The following is a 20,073-nucleotide window of genomic DNA, read 5'->3' as shown; positions in this document are numbered from 1 at the left end:
AATTCACTGGCTATTTACGCTTGATTATGCCACGCCGTCCTGTCGGTCCAGGACGCCGGCCAGGGCCTGCTCGAAGCCGGAGGCCTTGCCCGCGGCTGCCGTCGGGTCCTGCTGACGGACGTCGATGACATGGCCGGTGAGCTCGGAAAGCAGCACGTCGAGGGAGGTGCGGGCGACCGCCTCGGAGGAGAGCAGGCTGCCCGCGGGCTCCTGGCCGAAGGCCTTGGTGCGCATGGGTGTCGCCGTACGCTCCGGGTTGACGCAGTTCACCCGGATGCCGTCACCCGCCCACTCGTCGGACAGGGCCTGGGTGAGGTTCACCATCGCGGCCTTGGTCGAGGAGTAGAGGCTGTACTCGGCACGGCCGCGGGTGTAGCTGCTGGAGGTGTACAGCAGCAACTGGCCCTTCGTCTCCGCCAGGTACTTGTAAGCTGAACGTGCGATCTGCACCGGTGCCAGGTAGTTGACCTTCAGCGCTTCCTCGATGGTCGCGTTGTCGGTCTCGGCCAGCTTGCCGATGCGGAGCACGCCCGCGGTGTTGACGACGTAGTCGATACGCCCCGTCTCGCTGTACGCCTTGGACAGGGCGTCGTCGACCTCCTCCGGGTTCTCCACGTGTGTGCCGGTGGTGGAGCGGCCCAGGGCGTAGACCTTGGCGCCGTAGGACCCGGCGAGTTCGGCGATGTCCTTGCCGATGCCGTACGAACCGCCGAAGACGACCACGGTCTTGTCCGTGAGGAGCTCGCGGTAGACCTCCTCGCCCATCTGCTCGGGGGCGGCCGAGGAGGCCAGTTGGAACAGCTTGTCGGCGATGAACACGTCGACGGGCTGGGTCACCTTCATGTTGTACTCGTCGCCCGCCACGACGTGGATCGGCACGTCGGGCAGGTAGCGCAGGACGACCGTGCAGTCGTCCGTGGCCTGGAAGTTGGGGTCGCCCGCCGCCACCTCGTACGCCCGGCGGATGGTGGACAGCTTGAACGCCTGCGGGGTCTGGCCGCGGCGCAGCCGGGAGCGGTCCGGGATCTCCGTGATGAACTCGCCGTCCTCGCCGTGCGTGCGTGTGACGATGATGGTGTCCGCGGACGGGATGGCGACGTCGACGGCCTGGTAACGCTCCAGGGCCGCCACGCAGTCGTCGATGACGCGCCGCGAGAGCAGGGGGCGTACGGCGTCGTGGAAGAGGACGTTGAGGTCCTCGCCGTCGGCCAGTCCCTCACCCAGGGCGGCGATGGCGCGCTCGGTGGTCTCGTTGCGCGTGGAGCCGCCCTCGATGATCGCCCGGACCTTCTCGAACCCGGCCTTGGACACGATCTTCTCGACGTCGGGCACATAGCCCGGCGCCATCAGCACGATGATGTCGTCGACCGAGTCGGCCTTCTCAAAGGTGGTCAAGGTGTGTTCGATGACGGCCTTGCCGGCGATCTTCAGCAGCTGCTTGGGGATCGACAGACCCACCCGCTGACCGGTGCCACCGGCCAGGATCACTGCGGTGGTACGGGGCTTGGCTATGCGCTGGGACACAGAGGACCTACCTTGGGACGACAGGGACGGTGAAAGCGTCCCACTTTCGGTTACCGCGATGCAAGGTGAGCGTCGTTCGCTGCAAATATGCTCGCAACCTGGCATTCACCTTCCACCGTCGGCCATTGCTAAGCCGTCGACGCGGCTTCCCGTGGAAGCCCCCTGGAAGCCTCCCGGAAATCCTGTGAGTAACTCCACAAGGCATAACCCATTGCCGAGAGTGACGAGAATGACGGCAGTGACAGCGGCGGTGACGACGGCAGTGACAGCGGCGGTGACGAGGCTGACTCTAACGTCTGTGGAGGGGTGTCAGCGCCGCCGCAGCCGTCGTCGCCGTCATCGCTGCCGGCGCCCCATGCAGGCCGTCGGCGGCCGCCTCGGGCGCGATCCGAGATCTTCACGTCCCGTGAGGTCGGACTACACGTGTTCTTCATATGAGGGGTCGGCCATTACCGCGGAATTCCACACGTTCCGCGAGGCGGACTTTACGGGGTTGCCATTGGCCCGATTCAGGATTCGCGTGCATGACAAGTGACCGAACAAAGAGGGACCCGTCGCGGGGCTGGCCGCAACGGGTCCGACAGGTGAGGGGGAAGGGTGAGGGGGGAAGGGAAGAGCGCTAAAGGGCTAGAAGGGCTCGAAGGGCTAGAAGGGCTCGAAGCCCTCGAACTCCTGGGCCGCCTCGTCGCGTTCGGCCTGCTTGTCCCGGCGGCGCTGGGTCGCGGGGCGCGGGGCCTCGAAACGGTGGTCCTCACCGCGGCGGCCGAGCATCTCGGCGCCGGCCGTCACGGACGGCTCCCAGTCGAAGACGACCGCGTTGTCCTCGGGACCGATGGCGACGCCGTCGCCGCCGCGGGCACCCGCCTTCATCAGCGCGTCCTCGACACCGAGGCGGTTGAGCCGGTCGGCGAGGTAGCCGACGGCCTCGTCGTTGTTGAAGTCGGTCTGGCGAACCCAGCGTTCGGGCTTCTCGCCCCGGACGCGGAACAGACCGTCCTCCTCCAGGCTGACGGTGAAGCCGGTGTCGTCGACCGCCTTGGGACGGATGACGATCCGGGTCGCCTCCTCCTTCGGCTTGGCCGCGCGCGCCGTGCCCACCATCTCGGCGAGGGCGAAGGACAGCTCCTTCAGCCCCATGTGGGCCACCGCGGACACCTCGAAGACGCGGTACCCGCGATCCTCCAGCTCCGGTCGCACCATCTCCGCGAGGTCCTTGCCGTCCGGCACGTCGATCTTGTTGAGGACCACGAGCCGCGGACGGTTGCCGAGGCCGCCGTACTGCTTGAGCTCCTCCTCGATGATGTCGAGGTCGGAGAGCGGGTCGCGCTCGGATTCGAGCGTGGCCGTGTCGAGCACGTGCACCAGCACACTGCACCGCTCGACGTGGCGCAGGAACTCCAGGCCCAGACCCTTGCCCTGGCTGGCGCCCGGGATGAGGCCCGGCACGTCGGCGATGGTGTACACGGTCTCGCCCGCCGTCACCACGCCCAGGTTCGGGACGAGGGTCGTGAACGGGTAGTCCGCGATCTTCGGCTTGGCGGCGGACAGGACGGAGATCAGCGACGACTTGCCCGCGCTCGGGTAGCCGACGAGGGCCACGTCGGCGACCGTCTTCAACTCCAGGACGATGTCGTGGAAATCGCCGGGCTCGCCGAGCAGCGCGAAGCCGGGCGCCTTGCGGCGGGCCGAGGCGAGGGCGGCGTTGCCGAGGCCGCCGCGACCACCTTGGGCTGCGACGTAGGACGTCCCGTGGCCGACCAGGTCGGCGAGCACGTTGCCGGCCTTGTCCTGGATCACCGTGCCGTCCGGGACCGGCAGGACCAAGTCCTGGCCGTCCTTTCCGGAGCGGTTGCCGCCCTCGCCGGGCTTGCCGTTGGTGGCGCTGCGGTGCGGCTTGTGGTGGTAGTCGAGGAGCGTGGTGACCGACTGGTCGACGACCAGGATCACATCGCCGCCGCGGCCGCCATTGCCCCCGTCGGGGCCGCCGAGCGGCTTGAACTTCTCACGGTGGACGGAGGCACAGCCGTGGCCCCCGTTACCCGCGGCGACGTGCAGTTCGACGCGGTCCACGAAGGTGGTCATGGTGGGTGCCTCCAGCACTACGAAAACGTCAAGGTCGAGCTAATGCTCTGTCTACTGCTCTAACACGCGAAAGGCGGACCCGCCTTCCCACAAGGGAAGTGAGGTCCGCCTCGCGAAACGTTCGGTCAAGCCGTGAATCAGGTGATGCAGCTGATTCAGGCAACCGGGACGATGTTCACGACCTTGCGGCCACGGTGGGTGCCGAACTGCACCGAACCGGCCTGCAGGGCGAACAGCGTGTCGTCGCCGCCACGGCCGACGCCCGCGCCGGGGTGGAAGTGCGTGCCGCGCTGGCGGACCAGGATCTCACCCGCGTTGACGACCTGACCGCCGAAGCGCTTCACGCCGAGCCGCTGGGCATTGGAGTCGCGACCGTTCCGGGTGGACGATGCGCCCTTCTTGTGTGCCATGTCTCCTCAGTCCCTTACTTCGCAGCCGCGGGGATCTCAGTGACCTTGATCGCCGTGTACTGCTGGCGGTGGCCCTGACGACGGCGGTAGCCGGTCTTGTTCTTGTAGCGAAGGATGTCGATCTTGACGCCCTTGTGGTGGTCCACGACCTCGGCCTGGACCTTGATGCCGGCCAGCACCCACGGGTCGCTGGTCACAGCGTCGCCGTCGACAACGAGCAGGGTCGAGAGCTCGACCGTGTCGCCAACCTTGGCAGTGGAAATCTTGTCAACCTCAACGATGTCGCCGACAGCAACCTTGTGCTGGCGACCACCGCTGCGCACGATGGCGTACACGCTGATCTCACTCTCTCGCTCTGGGACGGCACCCCCGAAGTCCAGCCACCCGGGAACGAACACGGACGGCCTCTCCCGACCACCGAGGTACCGGCAACCAGGAGGAAAAGGTTTACGGGGATGTGGCACGTCAATCGACACGCCGAGGGTCAAGGCTACGGGCCGTCTCTCCGGGGGTCAAACCGGGCCGGGGCCACTCCCCTCACCTACACCTGGCCTACGGCGAACCCGGACGTGTCGAGCTCGAAGTCGAACGACGCCGGGATACGCACGGGCCGCCCGAAGGGAACGTTGGTCCGGGACCGGTACCCCTTGGGAGACGGATCCCAGAGGACGTCGATCTCCCCGGCCCACATATCGAGCAGCAGGTAAACCGGGACGACCCGCCCGTATGTCTCCATCCTGTCGATCCAGTCGACGTCCTCGGTAGGGTCGGACGTCAGCTCGGCGGCGAGGGAGAGGGCGGCACCGTCGGCGTGCCTGCCTTCGGCGTCGAAGGCGGATTCGTCGGCGACGTGCAGGTCAGGCCCGTATGCCCGCTCGGAGCCGGGGAAAGCGAAGAGAATCGGAGCCGCGTCCGCGTAGTGCCCCTCGGGGGCTTGCGGCCCCAGCTGGAGCCGCAGCGACTTGATGACCTTCATGTAGCGCAGTTTCGGCCCCGGCGACAGGACGATCTTCCCGCGGATGAGCTCGGCCTTGTATCCGGCCGGCGTGTCCAGTTCCTCGACGATCCGGAGCACGTCCCCGAAGGATCCGCTCGGCGGGACGCCGATGCCCCGGGGGTGCATGGACATGCTGGTCACCACGATCCTCCACCCACCTCGCACCACAGAAGCTTCCCACCACCCCCGGAGAGGCCGCCGCCGAGCGGATACCCACCCCACGTCTCGGCGTAATGGCATACGAGAAAGAGCCCGCGCCCGCCTTCGGCGTCAGCGCCCGCCGGAACGGGAAGACGTCGGGACCCGGACCGCTTGTCGAAGGGAGGCGGGATGTGCGGGTTGGCGTCCCAGACACTCACGCGGAGCCGACTGCCGCCGAGGCCGCGAAGGCGAAGGGCGGCTGGACCTGCGGAGTGCCGGTAGGCGTTGGTGACGAGCTCCGTGGCCAACAGTTCGGCGGAGTCCTGTAGTTGGCGCATGCCGTGTCCGGCGAGAACGGCTCTGAGCGTGACGCGGGCGATCCGGGCGGCCCGTGGGTCATGGGGCAGTTGAAGTGTGTACGCCCAGGTTGGAACCGCTTCGCACTCCGACGGGGATACGGTGACCATGAACGCCTCCTGCGGTGGGGGAAGTTGGCTCACTCGACGGTCCGGCCCGACCGGTCGGTGGCAGTGCCGCACATGCACGTGATGTGCGGCGCGGTGCGCTTCCGGGTTATCGGCGGGGCCGGGTGAGCGGCTCGGAACTCACCGTATCGGGGTTCGTAGAATGGTTCCTACGGAATCTTCGGATGTATCCGACGTTCCACTCGTGTGGGTGACTCGTACATCGCAAGGCAAGGGAGCGGAAGCATGCCGCCACGGCAGACACCCACGGCACGCCAACTCCGCCTGGGTGCCGAACTGCGCAAGCTCCGCGAGCAGGCGGGCCTCACCGCCCGCGCGGCCGGCGAGATGATCGGTGCCAACCAGGCACGCATCAGCAACATCGAGACAGGTCGCTTCGGGCTCAGCGAGCAGCGCATCCGCACGCTCGCCCACAACTACGACTGCACCGACGAAGCCCTCGTCGACGCGCTCGTAGTCATGGCGACGCACCGTGAACGCGGCTGGTGGGAGGAGTACCGGGACACGCTGCCACCCCGCTTCCTGGACGTCGCGGAGATGGAGCATCACGCCGTCGCTCTACGCGTCGCCCAGGTCATCAACATCCCCGGCCTGCTCCAGACGCCGGAGCACGCCCGCGCCTTGTTCCGCCAGGTGGTTCCGGCTCTACGCCCACATGAGATCGAGTACCGCATCTCCCACCGCATCAAGCGCCAGGCAATCCTCCACCGGAACCGGCCTCCGCAGTACACGGCGATCATCCACGAAGCCGCCCTGCGTATGGGCTTCGGCGGCCACGAAGTGGCACGCGCCCAGCTGGACCACGTCATGAAGATGAGCGAACAGCCCCACGTCGCAGTCCGGGTGATCCCGTTCGACGGCACGGCCTTCCCTACCGTCGGCCACGGCCTGGACTACGCGCACGGGCCGGTCCCCGCCCTCGACACCGCCCAGCTCGACGCGGCCCATGGCAGCGAACTCATCGACTCCGTCGCACAGTTGGCCAAGTACCGACTCATCCTGGACCGCATGGAGCAGGCCACCCTGGAACCCGCCCCCTCCCGCGACCTCATCCACCGCATCGCCCAAGACACCTGAAGGCCAAGCCATGACCGAACTCAACTGGCAGAAATCCACATACAGCGAGGAGGCCTCCTCCTGCGTCTACGTCGCTACCACTCCCACCGGAACGATCCTCCTCCGCGAAAGCGACGAACCGGAAACCATCGTCACCACTGGCCCGCACCAACTCGGAGCCCTGATAACCAGCCTGCGTCACCGCTGAAATGTGACCGTGCACGGCGCTTTAGCTGCTGGGAAGCCCGCTCCCTCAGCACGTCCTCGGCCGAATCGAGCAGCTGTGTTAGCGCCAGTTCTGCCTCGGGGCCGGGAATGGATCCCAGCCCTCGAATGGCCTTAACTGCCAGGCTCTCCCCATAGTCCAGGTATGTGTCGGGGAGGTGAATGTCTCGCCAGTGTGCGAGAGCCGACCGGTTTCTTCGAGTGCGGAGAAATACTCCTCACTCATTGGCCGGCGGAAAGTCTCCCCGCAGTTCCGGGAGCCGGGTCCGACTACGCCAGTGGCGAGCGGCTACTCCGCGCCGAGGATGCGCAGACCGTGGTGGGCTCGGAAGTCCTCGTAGTCCTTGAGGTTGAGCGTGGCCAGCGGCAGGTCGTAGGTGAGGGCACAGGCCGCGATCCACATGTCGTTGATCGGGCGTGGGCGTCCGCGCTGGATGCCCGCGGCTGACAGGCGGCCCCAGGTCGCGGCGACGGCTTCGTCGCCGGGCAGGATCGGGATGCCGGAGAGCCGGTCGGCGAGCTCCTGGCGGCTGCGGGCACCCCAGTGGCGGATCTCGGTCCACTTGGTCAGTTCGCCGAAGGTCACGAAGTGATCAGCGGCTTACGGCCGATCAGCCTGGTGGCGAGCGGGCCGGCGAGCTTGCGCTTGTGGGACAGCGAGGCGACGTCGGTGTCAAGGATGACGGGTTGCACGGCGGCGGCTCAGGCCACGTCGCGGTGGCGCTCGGCGTACGTGAAGGCCAGGAACTCCCCCAGTTCCTCGTCCGACTCGAAGGTGCCGGCGGCGCGGCTGGGTGTTCTTCGCGGCCAGCAGCTCCTCGACCGAAACGCGGGGCCGAAGCGGTGGATAGCCGGAGTACTCCGCGTCGGGCGTGCTCATCGAGACCTCCACAGGACGGTATGCGGCTACCGAGGCCAGCATACGGGGGCCGACCCGCGCTGACACCGGGCTTCACCCCACGGAGCGATCTCCGAACGTGCGCGCGCGGATCCTCGCAGGTGCCGGAGACCCACCCGCCTCAGCCGTCGTCCGCTGACGTTGCCGCAGCGTCACCCCACGTAGAAACCCCGCCAGGACGCACCTGACGGGGCTTCATTTTCGCTGTTGAGAACGCGATCCCTTTGCTGACTCGCGGAAAGATCACGGCACTAAAACTGCAGCACTACCAGAGCTTTTCCGGCGAATCCGTCTGCTCACCGGATAGGACTCTGCTCAGGCACCGCAAAGTGCCGTTCCAGCGCTCTCCTTCTACCTCTCCACTCCAGTCATCGCTCAAGTCGTTATCCCCATCGAGCAGGCGATCGACGGCCCTAGCTGCCAGTGTCACAAAATCTGATGGCACAGGGGGAATGCTCTGCGTTGGACCACACACCGCGGATTGAAACTGTTCCCCGTCAGGAAAATCGCGAGCAACAACCGCAGCGGCCGCGATAGCGACTTCCGCGCGACCGGCGTCGACATGGCCATCACTCGCAGCCACAGCAGACAGGGCAGCCCGCAGCAGCTCAAGGCGCTCCGACTCGGGCGCCTCGTCAAGATCGCCAGAAAAATCAGCGGCCGTGTCATTCTCGAACGGCTTGTAGCCCCACTTGCCCATCTACCTACTCCCGTTCCCGGCTTCCATCGACGAACACAAGGGCACCTCACTGATCGAATGGGAGTTCCAGTTGAGTGGTACGGAATGTTCGATCATTGTAGAGATTCCTTCCGTACCCCTCGATGCCACTACTGAGCTTGATACCCATCTTCTGAAACTGATCCTTGAATATGTGTTCCCGAATTCGGAGCGCAGCGTCATCACCGCAGACATGAACACATATTGCATCGCTCTTGTCATTGAGTCGCCCAAGACGTATGTGCTGATCCAGGCGCGTATCGAAATTCTTGGTCTTCCCGACGTACACGTTCCCCGGCTTGGTCAGGTCGTTGAAGATGTACACACCCTGGTTCTTATTGCAGTTGTAAACCAAGACGGGTGTCTCGCCCGCCAGCACACCCCGGCGTCGCGTGCCGGTCGTGGACGAGTCTGCCTAGCTCACGGGCCCGCTTCACTCAGAAGCCCCGACAGGAAATACCTGACGGGGCTTCAAGGTAGTCAGCTGTGCACGGTGTGATGAATCAATATTCCGAGCCCAACGGCTAGCTAATGATCGGACTTCAGTGCGTCTTGATCAAACCAGATGTCTTCATGATTCGGTGCGATCAAGAAGCGCCATCCAGGTGACATTCCGAGATAGTCGCATATATCCGGACGCACCTCGAATAGATGCTTAGCATGCACCGGCGCAAAAAAGTCGGGGTCGTCTGGGTCGTGTTTACCAGTCCAGATATACCATCCGCAAGTTCCTCGTTCCGGCTTTACTCTGACCCCATGGATGGGCCATTGGGGATCTTCTAGAACCCCTTTGGAGACGCCGATTTTTTCCACATTTCCGACGCTCAAGTAAGACGCCTTGACTCGCAAGCACAGCTTTCGCTGCCTGTCGATCATGGCGCGCTCGGCATCGTCCGGACGCTGCCCCAATCCGATCAATCTTCGAATCCCCATGCCCTCGCCCATTTCCTCGCGAGATGTGAAAATTTTCCACCTTGCGCTCCGGAAGATGCCCTGCACTGAGGTTGAACTGCGTCAACCGATCTCGCCCGCGTCATGTTGATCTTAAAGCGATTGAACCATTCCGTCACGAGTGGCACTTTGTGGTCGGCAACCATCACGTCGTCCATCTCGCCACACGTCACACACGGCTTTCCTTGAACGGACGCGCGCTGCTCAGCGGTAGGCGTTCCCGGCGGGCGTTCGTAGGGTCCTGGCGTGCCGTTGCCAAAGTAGGAGTCGCCGTCTCCGCCAACACCACAGCCATACCGCCTGTTCACGTTGTGGACGAGGACGGGCGTAGCGCCCGCCAGCACATAGTACGTGTGCTACGCGGACGCCTGTACCTGCTTTTATGCAGGTCAAGCGCGATTTGCTGGTCCGGTAACGTGCGTGGGGGTCCGTGGTTGTGCGGGGTTGTTGCCGTCAGCTACTGCCGTCAGCCGGTTCAGCCCAGGTACGGCTTCTCGCGCTGTTCCAGGAAGTGCTGGAGCCTGAGCTGTTGGGTGTGGTGCATCGGCAGTTGCTCGATCTCTTCGGGCGGTACGAACCGGAGCTCGGTGGACTCGTCGGAGATTGCCAGCTGGCCGCCGGTGATGCGGGCGGTGAAGCAGACGTTGAACTGGCGGCGGACCTCGCCGTCGGTGTAGGCGATGATGTGTTTCGGGTCGGTGTAGGTGCCGACCAGGCCGGTGATCTCGACGTCCAGGCCGGTCTCTTCTTTGACTTCGCGGACGGCCGTGCCTGGCAGGGAGTCGGTGAGGTCCATGCCTCCGCCGGGTAGCGCCCACAGGTCGTTGTCGCGGCGGCGCTGGAGGAGGATGCGGCCGTGGTCGTCGGTGACGACGGCGGAGGCGGCGACGACCATGCTGTTCGGCTTGGGGGCGTTCGGGTCGTCGTAGTACTCGGTGCGGGCCACGATCAGCCTTCCTCTCGTACGGGCGTCGCCGTCGCCCACACCGCGTCGAAGCTCTCGGCATAGGTATCGAACATGCCGCCTGTCTCATGTCGCCGAAGATGCCACACGGGGGCGGCGTACGCGTTGACGCCCCAGACATGGGCGTTGACGAGTTGCTGGTCGTCGGCGCGGTAGAGGGAGTTGTAGAGAGTGGTGCCGTGGGTGCGGACCTCGATGCCGGGGCTGCCGGTGAGCGGCCTGTAGTGCATGAGGGCGAGACGGCAGCGGGATTCGATGCCGTGGCCGAACCGCTCCTCCTGGCCGCGGGCTTGGACGTTGTCGCTGGCGGCGTCCCCGATCGCGATGCGGACGGTGCAGCCTTCGGCGGCGCGTTCGGTGAGGAGTTCGTTCAGCCGAGGGTACGCCTCGTGGAGGAAGACGGCCGCGTACACGAGAATGTCGATCCGCTCCCGGGCCTGGGCCATCAGGTCGGTGAACGTCGAGGCGGGGATGTCGGCCCGCTGCTCGTAGAGCGCGACCAGTTCGGGGCTGATGGCGCGGGCGGGGCGGGCCTGGCGGAGCGCCGGCCAGAGTGCGTGCACGTCTTCTCCCAGGGCTCGGGCCGCCTGGAGGGCTGTGGTCCGGCGTGGCGTGCGCCCGCGGTTCACCCAGCGCTCGACCGACTTGGGGTCGACCTCGACTTCCTGAGCTAGGGCGGCGTACGTCCAGCCTCCCGCCGACATGACGGCTCGTAGTCTTTCGTTCGGCATGAGTCTCCCCCTTCGTCTCAGGACGGCACTAGGGACGTTCTACATGGTGCGGGACGTCCCGGAGTGGGGTTTGGTGGAGGTTCCTTCGTCCTGGCGACCGGCGTGAGGATCGGTGCCGACCCTGCGGCACCGACAGGCCCAGGGGCACGGATTCACGCCGCTGAGGAGCGTCTACGTGCGAAAGTACGCCACCCCTTATGTTCCCGCCCTGCGACTGGATGCCCGGTCGCGGACCGCCTTGCCGGGGTGGTCACGATGACGGACCGCAATTCTGACGCGGTCCAGTGCACCCCCTCGCCCAGTGTGGGCGCCGTGGCGGTCGACCGGCGGAACGGCAAGGTGGGCGTGGTGATGGGGCATGTCGGGCCGTACGTGCAGCTCCGGCCGCCACGCGGTGGCCGGGAGTGGGACGTGCCGCCCGAGGACGTACGTCCACCGACCCCGTCCGAGGAGCTGAGCGCCAAGGTGGCCGTGGCCAACCGGAGGTGGGGACGGTGACCCCTCGCTCGGTCCTCCGTTACGAGAGCTGGACTCTCCAGCCTGACTGCGAGCCGGACGCGGAGCCGGTCCTGTACGCGATGCAGTGTGCCGTGGACGGCGAGACGTCCCCGGCAAGCGAGGACTTCACCGAACCGCAGAACTGGGTGCTGCGGCACTGCGGCCAGAACCCGTCCCACCACACCTACCGGGAGATCATCACCCGGCCCTGGCGAGCCTGGCGGCAGACCTGACCACCCTGCTCGCCCGGGTACCGCGCTGCCCCACCCGACTCCCGTCCCTACCGGGCGTAACTGATTGAGGCTCCCCCGTCCTCGTCAGCCTCGGCGGGGACGGGCCTTCACGTGCGCGCCGCGCCCATGACCGTGAGGTTCTGGCCTCAGCCCCAGAAAGTCAGCCACGATGGCGGGCATGCCGCCCGATCACCCGTCACGTGTGTCTCGCTCAACCCCGCACCGGCATCAGCCCAGTTATCTCCATCGTCACGGCCCCAGCCAGGCACCACGACTGGCGTTCCGGACGACAGCACCGCCGGGATACTGACGCCGCACGGTACGAGCGTGCCGGACGGCCTCTCGGATGCCCGGCCGGTCGGCTGCTGAGCGGTCGGACAGCGGGGCTTTCGGTTGGCAGTCCGGCCTATGCTCCCGGGCTCTGCGCGCCGAGTGGTCGGAGGCCGTCGCCAGCGGGGCGGCAGACAGGAGCGGGCGGCGGCCACCGGCCGCCGGCGCGCGGCGGTCCGCGTCAGCGGGACGCCCTTGATCAAGTAAAGAAACTTTGAACAGCTCTCCGGAAGTCAACCCCTTGCTGCTACGCCGTGGCGTGGTTCGGGGTCAGCGTCGGCGTCGGCCTTCGGCAAGTCTGTCGCGCAGGAGTTGGGCCTTGGCGGCCTTCTCCTCGGGGGTGCAGTCGCCGCTGAGGCGCTTGCGTTGCTCCATGACGGCTCGCATCGCGTCGCGGTGGGCTGTGGCGGCTTCGAATTCGACGCTGGCCTTCGCGAAGCGTTCCTCGGCGGCCTCCAGTTCGGCGGCGACTTCATCGTCGGTCTTGCCGCTGAGGCGTACGGCCTCTTCGTCCGCGCGGCGCTGGGCCGCAGACTTGTCAAGCATCTCGTGGTAGCGCTTGAGGAACTGGTCGTGCGGGCTGAGCTGGCGGACGAACACGCCCCGGCCCTGGACCGAGTAGATCAGCCCCTCGTCCTTGAGTAGCCGCAGGGCGTTCTGCGCGGTGGAGTTGGCGATGCCGAACTGCTGTTGCAGCTCGCGGGCGGAGGGGAGCTTGGCTCCTGGTACGAGCCGGCCGTCCTGGATCTGCTGGCGGAGTGCGTCCGCGGTCTGCACGTAGGGGGGGCGGGGGTCGTCGGTGGGTGCCACCTGCCATCCCCGCCGAAGGTCACCGAGTCCGACGTATGCGGGGTCAGACTCACTGGCGGCGGCCTCTTCCCCTTCTGGCTCGGGCTCGCCGTCGTGGGCGCGCACGTAGCTGCCCCGCCCCAGGACGGAGTAGATCAGCCCCTCCTCTTTGAGCAGGCGCAGGGCGTTCTGGACTGTCGAACTCGCGATTCCGAAGCGCCGTTGCAGCTCGCGTGCGGAGGGCAGTCGCTCGCCCGGACGCAGCTCGCCGTCACGGATGGCGGCGCGTAGGACGTCGGCGGCCTGCACGTACGGCGGCCGGGGGTCCTGGTCCAGGGGCAGCGTCATGACACGAGGGTAGCGGCGGACCAGCACCCACGGCATACCCGGCCACCCCTGCGTCCGAGACGCGTAGGTGTATCGATACGAATCGAGTGTTGCGGGTGTAGCGGGCGTGCGGTTATGGTCGTGTCGAGTCGATCAAGCGGCTCCATCTCGAACGACGAGGATGTGATGGCATGGCCATGTCTCGAATCCGTGTTGCTCTGCTGCCGTCGGCGGTGTGCATCGCGGGCACCGAGCCGGTACTGAAGATCAAGGACCAGCAGACCGGGGAGGTCGCCACCGACCGGGAGACCGGCGCGTCGCTGTACACCGTGACCGTGATGCTCATGGAGGACGGCCGGGCCGAGGTCCTGAAGATCACGGTCCCGGAGACGGGCCTCGCGGGTGGACTGAAGCCGGGCGTGATGGTCCGGCCTGTGGAGCTGATCGCCACCCCGTGGGCGCGGATCTTCAACGGTCAGCTCTCCGACGGCGTCGCCTACCGCGCCGCCCGCCTGGAGCTGGTCACGGCGGAGGCGGCCCAGTGACCGGCCTCGACAACCGGGGTCCGCAGCGGGAGCTGCTTGTGCTGCTGCCTCTGCCGGGCACTGAGAGCAAGGCGACGTTCGCCACCTCCGGCGCGGTGCTCGGCCTAACCCCGGCGGACGCGGCCGGGCTGGACTTGGCCGACGTCCTCCGCCTGATATCCGAGACCGAGGGGGACTGACATGGAAGCCGTGACGGATTACGGACCGGATGCGCTGCTGGTCGCGGCCATGCTGGTCAGTGTGACGCTGCTGCTGGTCGTGATCCGCTACGTGCGGGCCGACCGGGGCACGCGGGTCAGTATGCGGCAGGCCGTTTGGGTGCGCTGGGGCTGGGTGCGCCTGGCTCGGATGGCCGGGCTGACGGTCACCGACAAGACACCGGGTCTGCTCGCGCAGATCACCGCGCAGAAGGACGGCCCCGCGCTGGCCCCTCGGGTGCTGACTCCCAGGATCAAGGTGAAGCCGGACCGGTTCGGTGTGATCGTGCGGGCCAGGACGCTGCCTCAGGTGGGGTTGGAGGAGTACCAGAAGGCGGCGCGGTTCCTGGCCGACGCCTGGCGGTGCACGCGGGTCTCGGTCCTGCCGGACGGGCCCGGTCGCGTGGTGATCCGTGGCGTGCGCTCCGACCCGTTGACCACGCCGACCGAGCACCGTCCCACCGGCCGCCCGCTGGAGGAGGTGTCGCGGTGGGAGTTGGGGGTGGACGAGTATGCGGCGCCGGTGTGCGTGTCCTTGGCGAACGTGCCCGGGGTAACCGTGGCCGGCACCCCGGGTGCGGGCAAGACCTCGGCGGTGAACAAGTTCGTCTGTGACCTCGCGCCGTCGGCGGCCGTGCAGTTCGTGGGCTTCGACGGGAAGGTGTCGCGGGCCTCAGAGGGCGACTACGCGGATCTGGTCAAGCGGATGTTCGCGTTCTGCGGTGACGACCTGGACGAGGCGAACGCGCTGTTCAAGCGCCTGGTGGCGCTGCGTCGGCGGCGGTCGTCGGTGATCCGTGACGTGCTGGGCGTGAAAAACATGTGGCACGTCGGCCCCTCGCGGCTGTGGCCGCTCACCGTGGTCCTCATCGATGAGGCGCACACGTTCTTCCGCGAGTACAAGGGCAGCGACGCCGAGACGAAACGTCTGGCCGCACTGACGGCGGAGAACGCCCGGCTGGTGGAGGACCTGGTCAAGAAGGGCCGCAGCGTCGGCATCCTGGTGATCCTGATCAGCCAGAAGACCACCGGGGATGCCATCCCGACCTTCATCCGCGACGTGTGTCCGGTCGGGCTGTCGTTCGCGCAGAAGACGGTGGAAGCCGCGGTGGCCGCACTCGGTGACGACATCCGCAACTGGCCCGACGCCAGCCCGGTCACCTTGCAGGACCCCGCCTATGTCGGGGTCGCGGTGATGGCGATGCAGGGCCGCCCCGGCTACACCCGCATCCGCACCCCGTACGTCTCCGACGCCGACGCTGCCCATATCGCGGAAGCCACCTCCCACCTGACCGCCGACCCCGCCCTGTGCCTGGACGCCCTCCTCGACACCACCGGCCACACGAACCCCGGCGACGACGGGCTGGACGGTCCGGCCGTCAGCCTGTCCAAGCCCTGAATGCCCTGACTCCACGCCTTGAGAGGAGGTTCCGCGCATGGCGGAGGAACGGTTCACCCGGCGCATCGTGACCGTGGTCATGGCGGTCATCGCGGCCCTGGCCTTCGTCTTCTCCTTCGGCAACGTCTGGGCGCTGGCCCTGCGGCTGGGCGTCCCGCGCCCGATTGCGCCGCTGATCGCGCCCATGGTGGACCTGTCCGTCGTCGGGCTCCTGGTCGCGCTGCGCTTCCTGGCCCTGCGCGGCGTCCCCGGGCACGACCTGAAAGCCAGCACCCGGCTGCTGCACCTGTGCGGGCTGCTCACCCTCGCGCTGAACACCGCCGAGCCACTGCTGACCGGACGCTACGGCCGGGCCTGTCTGGATACCGTCGCCCCGCTCCTGCTCCTGGGCTGGGGCCACGTCGGCCCTGCCTTCCTCGCCCACTTCCACACCGCCGCACACCTGGAGGACGCCAACACAGATACCCCCGCGCCCATCGCTGAGCCGGTGCCCACCTCCGCGCCCGCTCCCGAGACGGCGTCCCCGGCCCCTGAGCCGGTCCCCGCCGCGACACCTGCGCTGCCACGGGCCGAGGTGCCTGCCGTGATCGAGGTGCCCGACCCCGCGCCCGCCCCGGCCCTCGCCAAGACGCCTGCCACCGGCTCCCGCCCGGCCCTGCCCGCCGCACTGCTGAGTGCGGCGCGGCGCATCGCGGACACCCACCAAGCCGAGCACGGAGCGCCGGTCACCGCCGCCCAGCTTGCAACCCGCATGGGCGTCGCCCTGCCGGTGGCCACCGCCGCCCTCGCTCAGCTCTGAGCCACCCCGGCCACCGGCCGGAACTCCTCTCCCTGAACCCCACGCCCACCCGATGGGCCTGGCTCGCCATGCCCCGAGCAGCACCAACACGCCCATATCCACGGCCGGTTACTGCTCGGGGCCACACACCCGACAGAAGGGACACGCCCCGAATGGTCACCCTGGACCTGCGCCACGTGGCAAGCCCCGCCGTGCGGGACCTGCTCCACCTCGTCAACCACCCCGACTTCGACCGCGCACAGCAGCAGATCGAACACCTCGGCGGCTGCACCGAACCCGTGCGCCTGACCGGCCACACCACCACCGTCGACACCACGACCGGCGAGGTACTGCGCTCCTACGCCACATCCGACGAGCCCACGGGCAGCCTGCTCACCGCGTGCGGCAACCGACGCGCCTCCCGCTGCCCGGCCTGCTCCCGCACCTACGCCGCGGACACCTACCACCTCATCCGCGCCGGCCTCTCCGGCGGCAAGACCGTGCCCGATGCCGTCCGCACCCACCCCCGCGTCTTCGTCACCCTCACCCCGCCGTCCTTCGGCCCCGTCCACAACCGCCCCACCACCCCGGGCGGCGACGTCCGGCCCTGCCGATGCCGCAAGCTCCACGGCCCCACGGACCCGCTGCTCGGGACGCCGCTGAACCCGGCAACGTACGACTACGCGGGCGCGGTCCTCTTCAACGCCCACGCCGGAGCGTTGTGGGCCCGCTTCACCACCTACCTGCGCCGGGAGATCGCCGCCCGGCTCGGCATGACCCAGAAGGCCGCCCACGCGGTCCTGCGGGTCTCCTTCGCCAAGGTCGCCGAGTACCAGCAGCGTGGCCTGGTCCACTTCCACGCCGTCATCCGGCTCGACGGCCCGAACGGCAGCAGCCAGCCCCCGCCGCCGTACGCCGCCGTCGCCGTGCTCACCGACGCCGTCCGCGCCGCCGCCGCGCGGGTCCGCGTCAGGGTCGAGTCGGACGCGGTCGGGGAACGCGAACTCTCCTGGGGCGAACAGCTCGACGTACGCCAGATTACGGCCTTCGGCACCGACGCCGAATTCACCGACCAGGCCGTGGCCGCCTACGTGGCGAAGTACGCCACCAAGTCCGCCGATGCCTCCGGCACCCTCGATCGTGCCCTGTTCTGCCGTCCCTGCCAGGGGCGCGGTGCCACCGTCCTCCCTAACGGAACCTCGCTCCCGTGCGCCGTCTGCGACGGCACCGGACAGGCCCGGCCGTTGCCCCGGCTCGCTGTCGCTCGGCACGTGCGGCAGATGATCCGCACTTGCTGGGAGCTGGGCAAGCTGCCGGAGTTCGCCGATCTCAAGCTCTGGAAGTGGGCTCACATGCTCGGCTTCCGAGGCCACTTCTCCACCAAGTCCCGCGCCTACTCGACCACCCTGGGCGCGCTGCGCGCCGCCCGCCGCGCCTGGCGCACCGAACAGGCCCGCGCCCACGCCGGCCTGCCCGAGCCGGACCCGGACACCACCCTCGTCGTCGGCCACTGGGCCTACCAGGGCTCGGGCTACAGCCCCGGCGGCGCGCTCCTCGCGGCCCACGTCTGGCATCGCCGGGAACTGGAACGCCGGTTCATCGCCGAAGGGGGCTGCGGATGAACGCACAGGAACCCGCCCCACCCCGGCGGGGACTGAATACGCCGGAAGAGCTGCTGACCGTGCCCCAGGTCATGGCCCGCCTCCAGCTCGGCCGCTCCGCCGTCTACGACCTGCTCCGCACCCGCCAGCTCGCCTCAATCACCCTCGGCCGCGCCCGCCGCATCCCCGCCCACGCCCTCACCGACTTCATTCGCACCCGCCTCGAACAGGAAGCCGCCGCCTGATGACCACACCCCGAGACACCCCCGCCTCCCGCCGCACCCGAGCCAACGGCGACGGCACCGTCTACCAGCGCAAGGACAGCCGCTGGGAAGCCGCCGGATACGTCCTCGCCCCCGGCAACACCCGCCGCCGTGTTCGCGTCTACGGCACCACCCGCAAGGAAGCCCTGGCCAAGCTCACCGAGAAGATCGCCGCCAGCAACCGTGGCCTCCCCGTCCCCTCCGCGCAGGGCAGCGTGGCCGCGTACCTGACGTACTGGCTGGAGAACGTCACCGTCCACCACCTCCGCGAGAACACCCACACCCGCTACACCGCCTGCGTCCACCGGTACCTCATCCCCGGCCTTGGCAAGAAGAAGCTGGCCAAACTCACCGCCAAGGACGTCCGAACCTGGCTCAACCAGCTCCGCACCACCTGCCAGTGCTGCACGCGCGGCATCGACGCCCGGCGCGACCAGCCCCGCTGCTGCGCCGCCGGCCAGTGCTGCCACAAGCTGCTCTCCCCGCTGACGCTCACCTACATCCACTCCGTCCTCAAGTCCGCCCTGGAACACGCCGTCCGCGAGGAAGAGATCCCGCGCAACGTCGCCCGCAACGTCCGCACCGGCACCCGACGCCCCCGACGCTTCGAACCCCTCACCGCCGAAGAAGCCCGGCAGTTCCTCACCGCCGCCCAGGACCACCGGCTGCACGCGCTGTTCGAACTCGCCCTCCACACCGGACTCCGCAAGGGCGAACTCCTCGGCCTGCGCTGGGAAGACCTCGACCTCGACGCGGGCACCGCCGCAATCCGCCGAACCTTGCAGCGAACCGCCGCAGGCGGGCTCACAACGCTGCCCACCAAGACGCGGGCGTCCGAGCGCCGCATCGCTCTCCCCACCCGCTGCGTCCAGTCGCTGAAGCTCCACCATGAGCAGCAGCGCGAACAGGAAGCCGTAGGCACCACGTCGCGGCACGACGGGCACGTGTTCACCACGGTGCAGGGCCGACCGATCGACCCAACCAACCTCACCCGCACCTTCATCGCGCTCCTCCGCAAGGCCGGCCTCCGCCGCATCCGCTTCCACGACCTGCGGCACTCCACCGCCACCCTGCTCCTGGAACAGGGCGTCGAACTCGTCGTGATCAAGGAACTCCTCGGCCACGCCCACATCGGCGTCACCGCCACCGTCTACGCCCACGTAAGGCTCCGACTTCAGCACGACGCCATCGACACCCTCAGCACCGCACTCGGCAGCCCGGAGAACACCAAGACGGCACGCTCCGACGGCGACGAACCGCCACCCTGCGCCGCCCTCGTCCGCTGACGTTGCCGTCAACTACTGCCGTCACCACGTGCCGAAGCCCCGCCAGGACGCACCTGACGGGGCTTCGGGTTTGCAGACCTACACCCGTCATAGACCCGAATTTCAGCAGGGCGGAAATTCGGCGAACACGGGACTCGGCCCATTTTCACCAACGAAGGCTACTCGCCAATCAAGGCAGCATGCCCCCGTGACTTTCAGTGAAACTGCGAGAAACTTCCCGGATTTCAGCGTCGCTACTCTCGGCAGCTTTGCCGATCACGGCACTCAGAGCTTCCCACGCTTCAACCTCGGCCAGCAGGTCAGCCAGCCTGAGATAGTCTTCGACTTCACCGTCAGATAGGCACTCCAGCGCTACCCGCGCGAATTTCGATGGATTAATTTCTTTCCGAGCTGTCCGGATCGCCTCACGGGCGGGCAGCGCCCACCCAGTCGACAAGGAAAGGTCAACCAGCAGATCGAGCAGCTTCGGAACGTCCTCAGGGAAGAGGTGGAGGAAATCCAGAGCGGAAGACCGATCCCACGCCGAACTGCTTGAAAGTGCCTTCGCCAGCAAGTCCACGCGCGAGGGCAACTGGTTCACCTCGGCGCGACATCGAGCGACCTCTTGTTCGGCTGCCACCAAGGCACGCCATTTCTCCATCCCCA

At 67.6% G+C, this 20,073-nt stretch carries 25 protein-coding genes; 12 read left to right on the top strand and 13 right to left on the bottom strand.

Features of this window, described 5'->3' with window-relative positions:
* Positions 1-24: 24 nt before the first annotated feature.
* The 6 genes from B5557_RS29580 to B5557_RS29555 form a co-directional block, all read right to left on the bottom strand.
* Positions 25-1,524: a bifunctional cytidylyltransferase/SDR family oxidoreductase gene (locus B5557_RS29580; RefSeq protein WP_079662315.1), complete on the bottom strand. Its 1,500-nt coding sequence runs from the start codon at positions 1,522-1,524 to the stop codon at positions 25-27.
* Positions 1,525-2,169: 645 nt separating this feature from the next.
* Positions 2,170-3,606, bottom strand: coding sequence for a GTPase ObgE (gene obgE / locus B5557_RS29575; RefSeq protein WP_079662314.1), 1,437 nt, complete (start codon positions 3,604-3,606; stop codon positions 2,170-2,172).
* 155 nt (positions 3,607-3,761) lie between these two features.
* Entirely contained in the window at positions 3,762-4,016 is a 255-nt protein-coding gene (gene rpmA, locus B5557_RS29570) for a 50S ribosomal protein L27 (protein ID WP_010041940.1), read from the bottom strand.
* Between the two features lie 14 nt (positions 4,017-4,030).
* Positions 4,031-4,351, bottom strand: coding sequence for a 50S ribosomal protein L21 (gene rplU / locus B5557_RS29565; protein WP_007381993.1), 321 nt, complete (start codon positions 4,349-4,351; stop codon positions 4,031-4,033).
* A gap of 206 nt (positions 4,352-4,557) precedes the next feature.
* Positions 4,558-5,145, bottom strand: coding sequence for a Uma2 family endonuclease (locus tag B5557_RS29560; protein ID WP_079665075.1), 588 nt, complete (start codon positions 5,143-5,145; stop codon positions 4,558-4,560).
* A gap of 5 nt (positions 5,146-5,150) precedes the next feature.
* Positions 5,151-5,621: an ATP-binding protein gene (locus B5557_RS29555; RefSeq protein WP_079662313.1), complete on the bottom strand. Its 471-nt coding sequence runs from the start codon at positions 5,619-5,621 to the stop codon at positions 5,151-5,153.
* Positions 5,622-5,864: 243 nt separating this feature from the next.
* Between B5557_RS29555 and B5557_RS29550 the strand changes: the two genes are divergently transcribed.
* Both B5557_RS29550 and B5557_RS29545 read left to right on the top strand, forming a co-directional pair.
* Positions 5,865-6,716, top strand: coding sequence for a helix-turn-helix domain-containing protein (locus tag B5557_RS29550; RefSeq protein WP_079662312.1), 852 nt, complete (start codon positions 5,865-5,867; stop codon positions 6,714-6,716).
* 10 nt (positions 6,717-6,726) lie between these two features.
* Positions 6,727-6,903: a DUF397 domain-containing protein gene (locus tag B5557_RS29545; RefSeq protein WP_079662311.1), complete on the top strand. Its 177-nt coding sequence runs from the start codon at positions 6,727-6,729 to the stop codon at positions 6,901-6,903.
* Between the two features lie 306 nt (positions 6,904-7,209).
* Here the strand turns inward: B5557_RS29545 and B5557_RS29540 are convergent, their stop codons facing one another.
* Together B5557_RS29540 and B5557_RS29535 are read right to left on the bottom strand one after the other, a co-directional pair.
* Positions 7,210-7,506: a PIN domain-containing protein gene (locus B5557_RS29540; RefSeq protein ID WP_197697264.1), complete on the bottom strand. Its 297-nt coding sequence runs from the start codon at positions 7,504-7,506 to the stop codon at positions 7,210-7,212.
* Between the two features lie 577 nt (positions 7,507-8,083).
* A complete protein-coding gene (locus B5557_RS29535; protein ID WP_079662310.1) occupies positions 8,084-8,518 on the bottom strand; it encodes a DUF4259 domain-containing protein in 435 nt (144 codons plus the stop codon).
* Here B5557_RS29535 and B5557_RS45375 point away from each other — a divergent pair.
* Entirely contained in the window at positions 8,511-9,035 is a 525-nt protein-coding gene (locus tag B5557_RS45375; RefSeq protein WP_231976070.1) for a hypothetical protein, read from the top strand. The two genes, B5557_RS29535 and B5557_RS45375, sit on opposite strands and share 8 nt — an antisense overlap.
* A gap of 29 nt (positions 9,036-9,064) precedes the next feature.
* On the opposite strand, the gene B5557_RS43945 is transcribed toward B5557_RS45375, so the two are convergent.
* From B5557_RS43945 to B5557_RS29520, 3 genes are all read right to left on the bottom strand, one after another.
* Positions 9,065-9,481: an immunity protein Imm33 domain-containing protein gene (locus B5557_RS43945; RefSeq protein ID WP_143688252.1), complete on the bottom strand. Its 417-nt coding sequence runs from the start codon at positions 9,479-9,481 to the stop codon at positions 9,065-9,067.
* Between the two features lie 481 nt (positions 9,482-9,962).
* The gene (locus B5557_RS29525; RefSeq protein WP_079662308.1) at positions 9,963-10,433 is read right to left on the bottom strand and encodes an NUDIX domain-containing protein; all 471 of its coding nucleotides are present in this window, start codon (positions 10,431-10,433) and stop codon (positions 9,963-9,965) included.
* Positions 10,434-10,435: 2 nt separating this feature from the next.
* Positions 10,436-11,182 (bottom strand): helix-turn-helix domain-containing protein, encoded by a 747-nt coding sequence (locus B5557_RS29520; RefSeq protein WP_079662307.1) that lies wholly within the window; start codon positions 11,180-11,182, stop codon positions 10,436-10,438.
* 255 nt (positions 11,183-11,437) lie between these two features.
* On the opposite strand from B5557_RS29520, the gene B5557_RS29515 reads away from it, so the two are divergent.
* Both B5557_RS29515 and B5557_RS29510 read left to right on the top strand, forming a co-directional pair.
* A complete protein-coding gene (locus B5557_RS29515) occupies positions 11,438-11,680 on the top strand; it encodes a hypothetical protein (protein WP_099938208.1) in 243 nt (80 codons plus the stop codon).
* Entirely contained in the window at positions 11,668-11,913 is a 246-nt protein-coding gene (locus tag B5557_RS29510) for a DUF7848 domain-containing protein (RefSeq protein ID WP_079662305.1), read from the top strand. Before B5557_RS29515 ends, B5557_RS29510 begins: the two co-directional genes overlap by 13 nt.
* Before the next feature lie 600 nt (positions 11,914-12,513).
* Here the strand turns inward: B5557_RS29510 and B5557_RS29505 are convergent.
* A complete protein-coding gene (locus B5557_RS29505) occupies positions 12,514-13,380 on the bottom strand; it encodes a GntR family transcriptional regulator (RefSeq protein WP_079665074.1) in 867 nt (288 codons plus the stop codon).
* Between the two features lie 170 nt (positions 13,381-13,550).
* On the opposite strand from B5557_RS29505, the gene B5557_RS29500 reads away from it, so the two are divergent.
* The 7 genes from B5557_RS29500 to B5557_RS29470 all read left to right on the top strand — a co-directional run bounded on the left by B5557_RS29500 (position 13,551) and on the right by B5557_RS29470 (position 19,428).
* On the top strand, positions 13,551-13,904 hold the full coding sequence (locus B5557_RS29500; protein WP_079662304.1) for an SCO3933 family regulatory protein: 354 nt from the start codon (positions 13,551-13,553) through the stop codon (positions 13,902-13,904).
* Positions 13,901-14,083, top strand: coding sequence for a hypothetical protein (locus B5557_RS29495; protein ID WP_079662303.1), 183 nt, complete (start codon positions 13,901-13,903; stop codon positions 14,081-14,083). Before B5557_RS29500 ends, B5557_RS29495 begins: the two co-directional genes overlap by 4 nt.
* A gap of 1 nt (position 14,084) precedes the next feature.
* The gene (locus B5557_RS29490; protein ID WP_079662302.1) at positions 14,085-15,500 is read left to right on the top strand and encodes an FtsK/SpoIIIE domain-containing protein; all 1,416 of its coding nucleotides are present in this window, start codon (positions 14,085-14,087) and stop codon (positions 15,498-15,500) included.
* A 37-nt stretch (positions 15,501-15,537) separates the two neighbouring features.
* Positions 15,538-16,299 (top strand): DUF2637 domain-containing protein, encoded by a 762-nt coding sequence (locus B5557_RS29485; RefSeq protein WP_079662301.1) that lies wholly within the window; start codon positions 15,538-15,540, stop codon positions 16,297-16,299.
* Between the two features lie 152 nt (positions 16,300-16,451).
* Positions 16,452-17,900 carry a replication initiator gene (locus B5557_RS29480; protein WP_079662300.1) on the top strand — a complete coding sequence of 483 codons (1,449 nt, stop codon included), beginning with the start codon at positions 16,452-16,454 and terminating at the stop codon, positions 17,898-17,900.
* Positions 17,897-18,124 carry a helix-turn-helix domain-containing protein gene (locus B5557_RS29475; RefSeq protein ID WP_079662299.1) on the top strand — a complete coding sequence of 76 codons (228 nt, stop codon included), beginning with the start codon at positions 17,897-17,899 and terminating at the stop codon, positions 18,122-18,124. The genes B5557_RS29480 and B5557_RS29475 overlap by 4 nt, the downstream gene beginning before the upstream one ends.
* The gene (locus tag B5557_RS29470; RefSeq protein WP_079662298.1) at positions 18,124-19,428 is read left to right on the top strand and encodes a tyrosine-type recombinase/integrase; all 1,305 of its coding nucleotides are present in this window, start codon (positions 18,124-18,126) and stop codon (positions 19,426-19,428) included. The genes B5557_RS29475 and B5557_RS29470 overlap by 1 nt, the downstream gene beginning before the upstream one ends.
* 169 nt (positions 19,429-19,597) lie before the next feature.
* Here the strand turns inward: B5557_RS29470 and B5557_RS43940 are convergent, their stop codons facing one another.
* Complete coding sequence (locus B5557_RS43940; protein WP_143688251.1) at positions 19,598-20,068, bottom strand: hypothetical protein; 471 nt, start codon at positions 20,066-20,068, stop codon at positions 19,598-19,600.
* Positions 20,069-20,073 lie beyond the last annotated feature (5 nt).

Source organism: Streptomyces sp. 3214.6 (assembly GCF_900129855.1).
Taxonomy (GTDB): Bacteria; Actinomycetota; Actinomycetes; order Streptomycetales; family Streptomycetaceae; genus Streptomyces; species Streptomyces soliscabiei.
The sequence above is the reverse complement of the archived record's forward strand: the minus strand, read 5'-3'. Positions and strand labels throughout refer to the sequence as shown.

What these genes read in the sequence shown, in the direction of transcription:
- B5557_RS29500 (WP_079662304.1), top strand. Translation starts at nt 13,551, where the DNA reads ATGGCCATGTCTCGAATCCGTGTTGCTCTGCTGCCGTCGGCGGTGTGC.
- B5557_RS29550 (WP_079662312.1), top strand. Translation starts at nt 5,865, where the DNA reads ATGCCGCCACGGCAGACACCCACGGCACGCCAACTCCGCCTGGGTGCC.
- B5557_RS29470 (WP_079662298.1), top strand. Translation starts at nt 18,124, where the DNA reads ATGACCACACCCCGAGACACCCCCGCCTCCCGCCGCACCCGAGCCAAC.
- rpmA (WP_010041940.1), bottom strand. Translation starts at nt 4,016, where the DNA reads ATGGCACACAAGAAGGGCGCATCGTCCACCCGGAACGGTCGCGACTCC.
- B5557_RS29535 (WP_079662310.1), bottom strand. Translation starts at nt 8,518, where the DNA reads ATGGGCAAGTGGGGCTACAAGCCGTTCGAGAATGACACGGCCGCTGAT.
- B5557_RS29545 (WP_079662311.1), top strand. Translation starts at nt 6,727, where the DNA reads ATGACCGAACTCAACTGGCAGAAATCCACATACAGCGAGGAGGCCTCC.
- B5557_RS29480 (WP_079662300.1), top strand. Translation starts at nt 16,452, where the DNA reads ATGGTCACCCTGGACCTGCGCCACGTGGCAAGCCCCGCCGTGCGGGAC.
- B5557_RS29515 (WP_099938208.1), top strand. Translation starts at nt 11,438, where the DNA reads ATGACGGACCGCAATTCTGACGCGGTCCAGTGCACCCCCTCGCCCAGT.
- B5557_RS29475 (WP_079662299.1), top strand. Translation starts at nt 17,897, where the DNA reads ATGAACGCACAGGAACCCGCCCCACCCCGGCGGGGACTGAATACGCCG.
- B5557_RS29505 (WP_079665074.1), bottom strand. Translation starts at nt 13,380, where the DNA reads ATGACGCTGCCCCTGGACCAGGACCCCCGGCCGCCGTACGTGCAGGCC.
- B5557_RS29490 (WP_079662302.1), top strand. Translation starts at nt 14,085, where the DNA reads ATGGAAGCCGTGACGGATTACGGACCGGATGCGCTGCTGGTCGCGGCC.
- B5557_RS29555 (WP_079662313.1), bottom strand. Translation starts at nt 5,621, where the DNA reads ATGGTCACCGTATCCCCGTCGGAGTGCGAAGCGGTTCCAACCTGGGCG.
- obgE (WP_079662314.1), bottom strand. Translation starts at nt 3,606, where the DNA reads ATGACCACCTTCGTGGACCGCGTCGAACTGCACGTCGCCGCGGGTAAC.
- B5557_RS43940 (WP_143688251.1), bottom strand. Translation starts at nt 20,068, where the DNA reads ATGGAGAAATGGCGTGCCTTGGTGGCAGCCGAACAAGAGGTCGCTCGA.
- B5557_RS29520 (WP_079662307.1), bottom strand. Translation starts at nt 11,182, where the DNA reads ATGCCGAACGAAAGACTACGAGCCGTCATGTCGGCGGGAGGCTGGACG.
- B5557_RS43945 (WP_143688252.1), bottom strand. Translation starts at nt 9,481, where the DNA reads ATGGGCGAGGGCATGGGGATTCGAAGATTGATCGGATTGGGGCAGCGT.
- B5557_RS29560 (WP_079665075.1), bottom strand. Translation starts at nt 5,145, where the DNA reads ATGTCCATGCACCCCCGGGGCATCGGCGTCCCGCCGAGCGGATCCTTC.
- B5557_RS29485 (WP_079662301.1), top strand. Translation starts at nt 15,538, where the DNA reads ATGGCGGAGGAACGGTTCACCCGGCGCATCGTGACCGTGGTCATGGCG.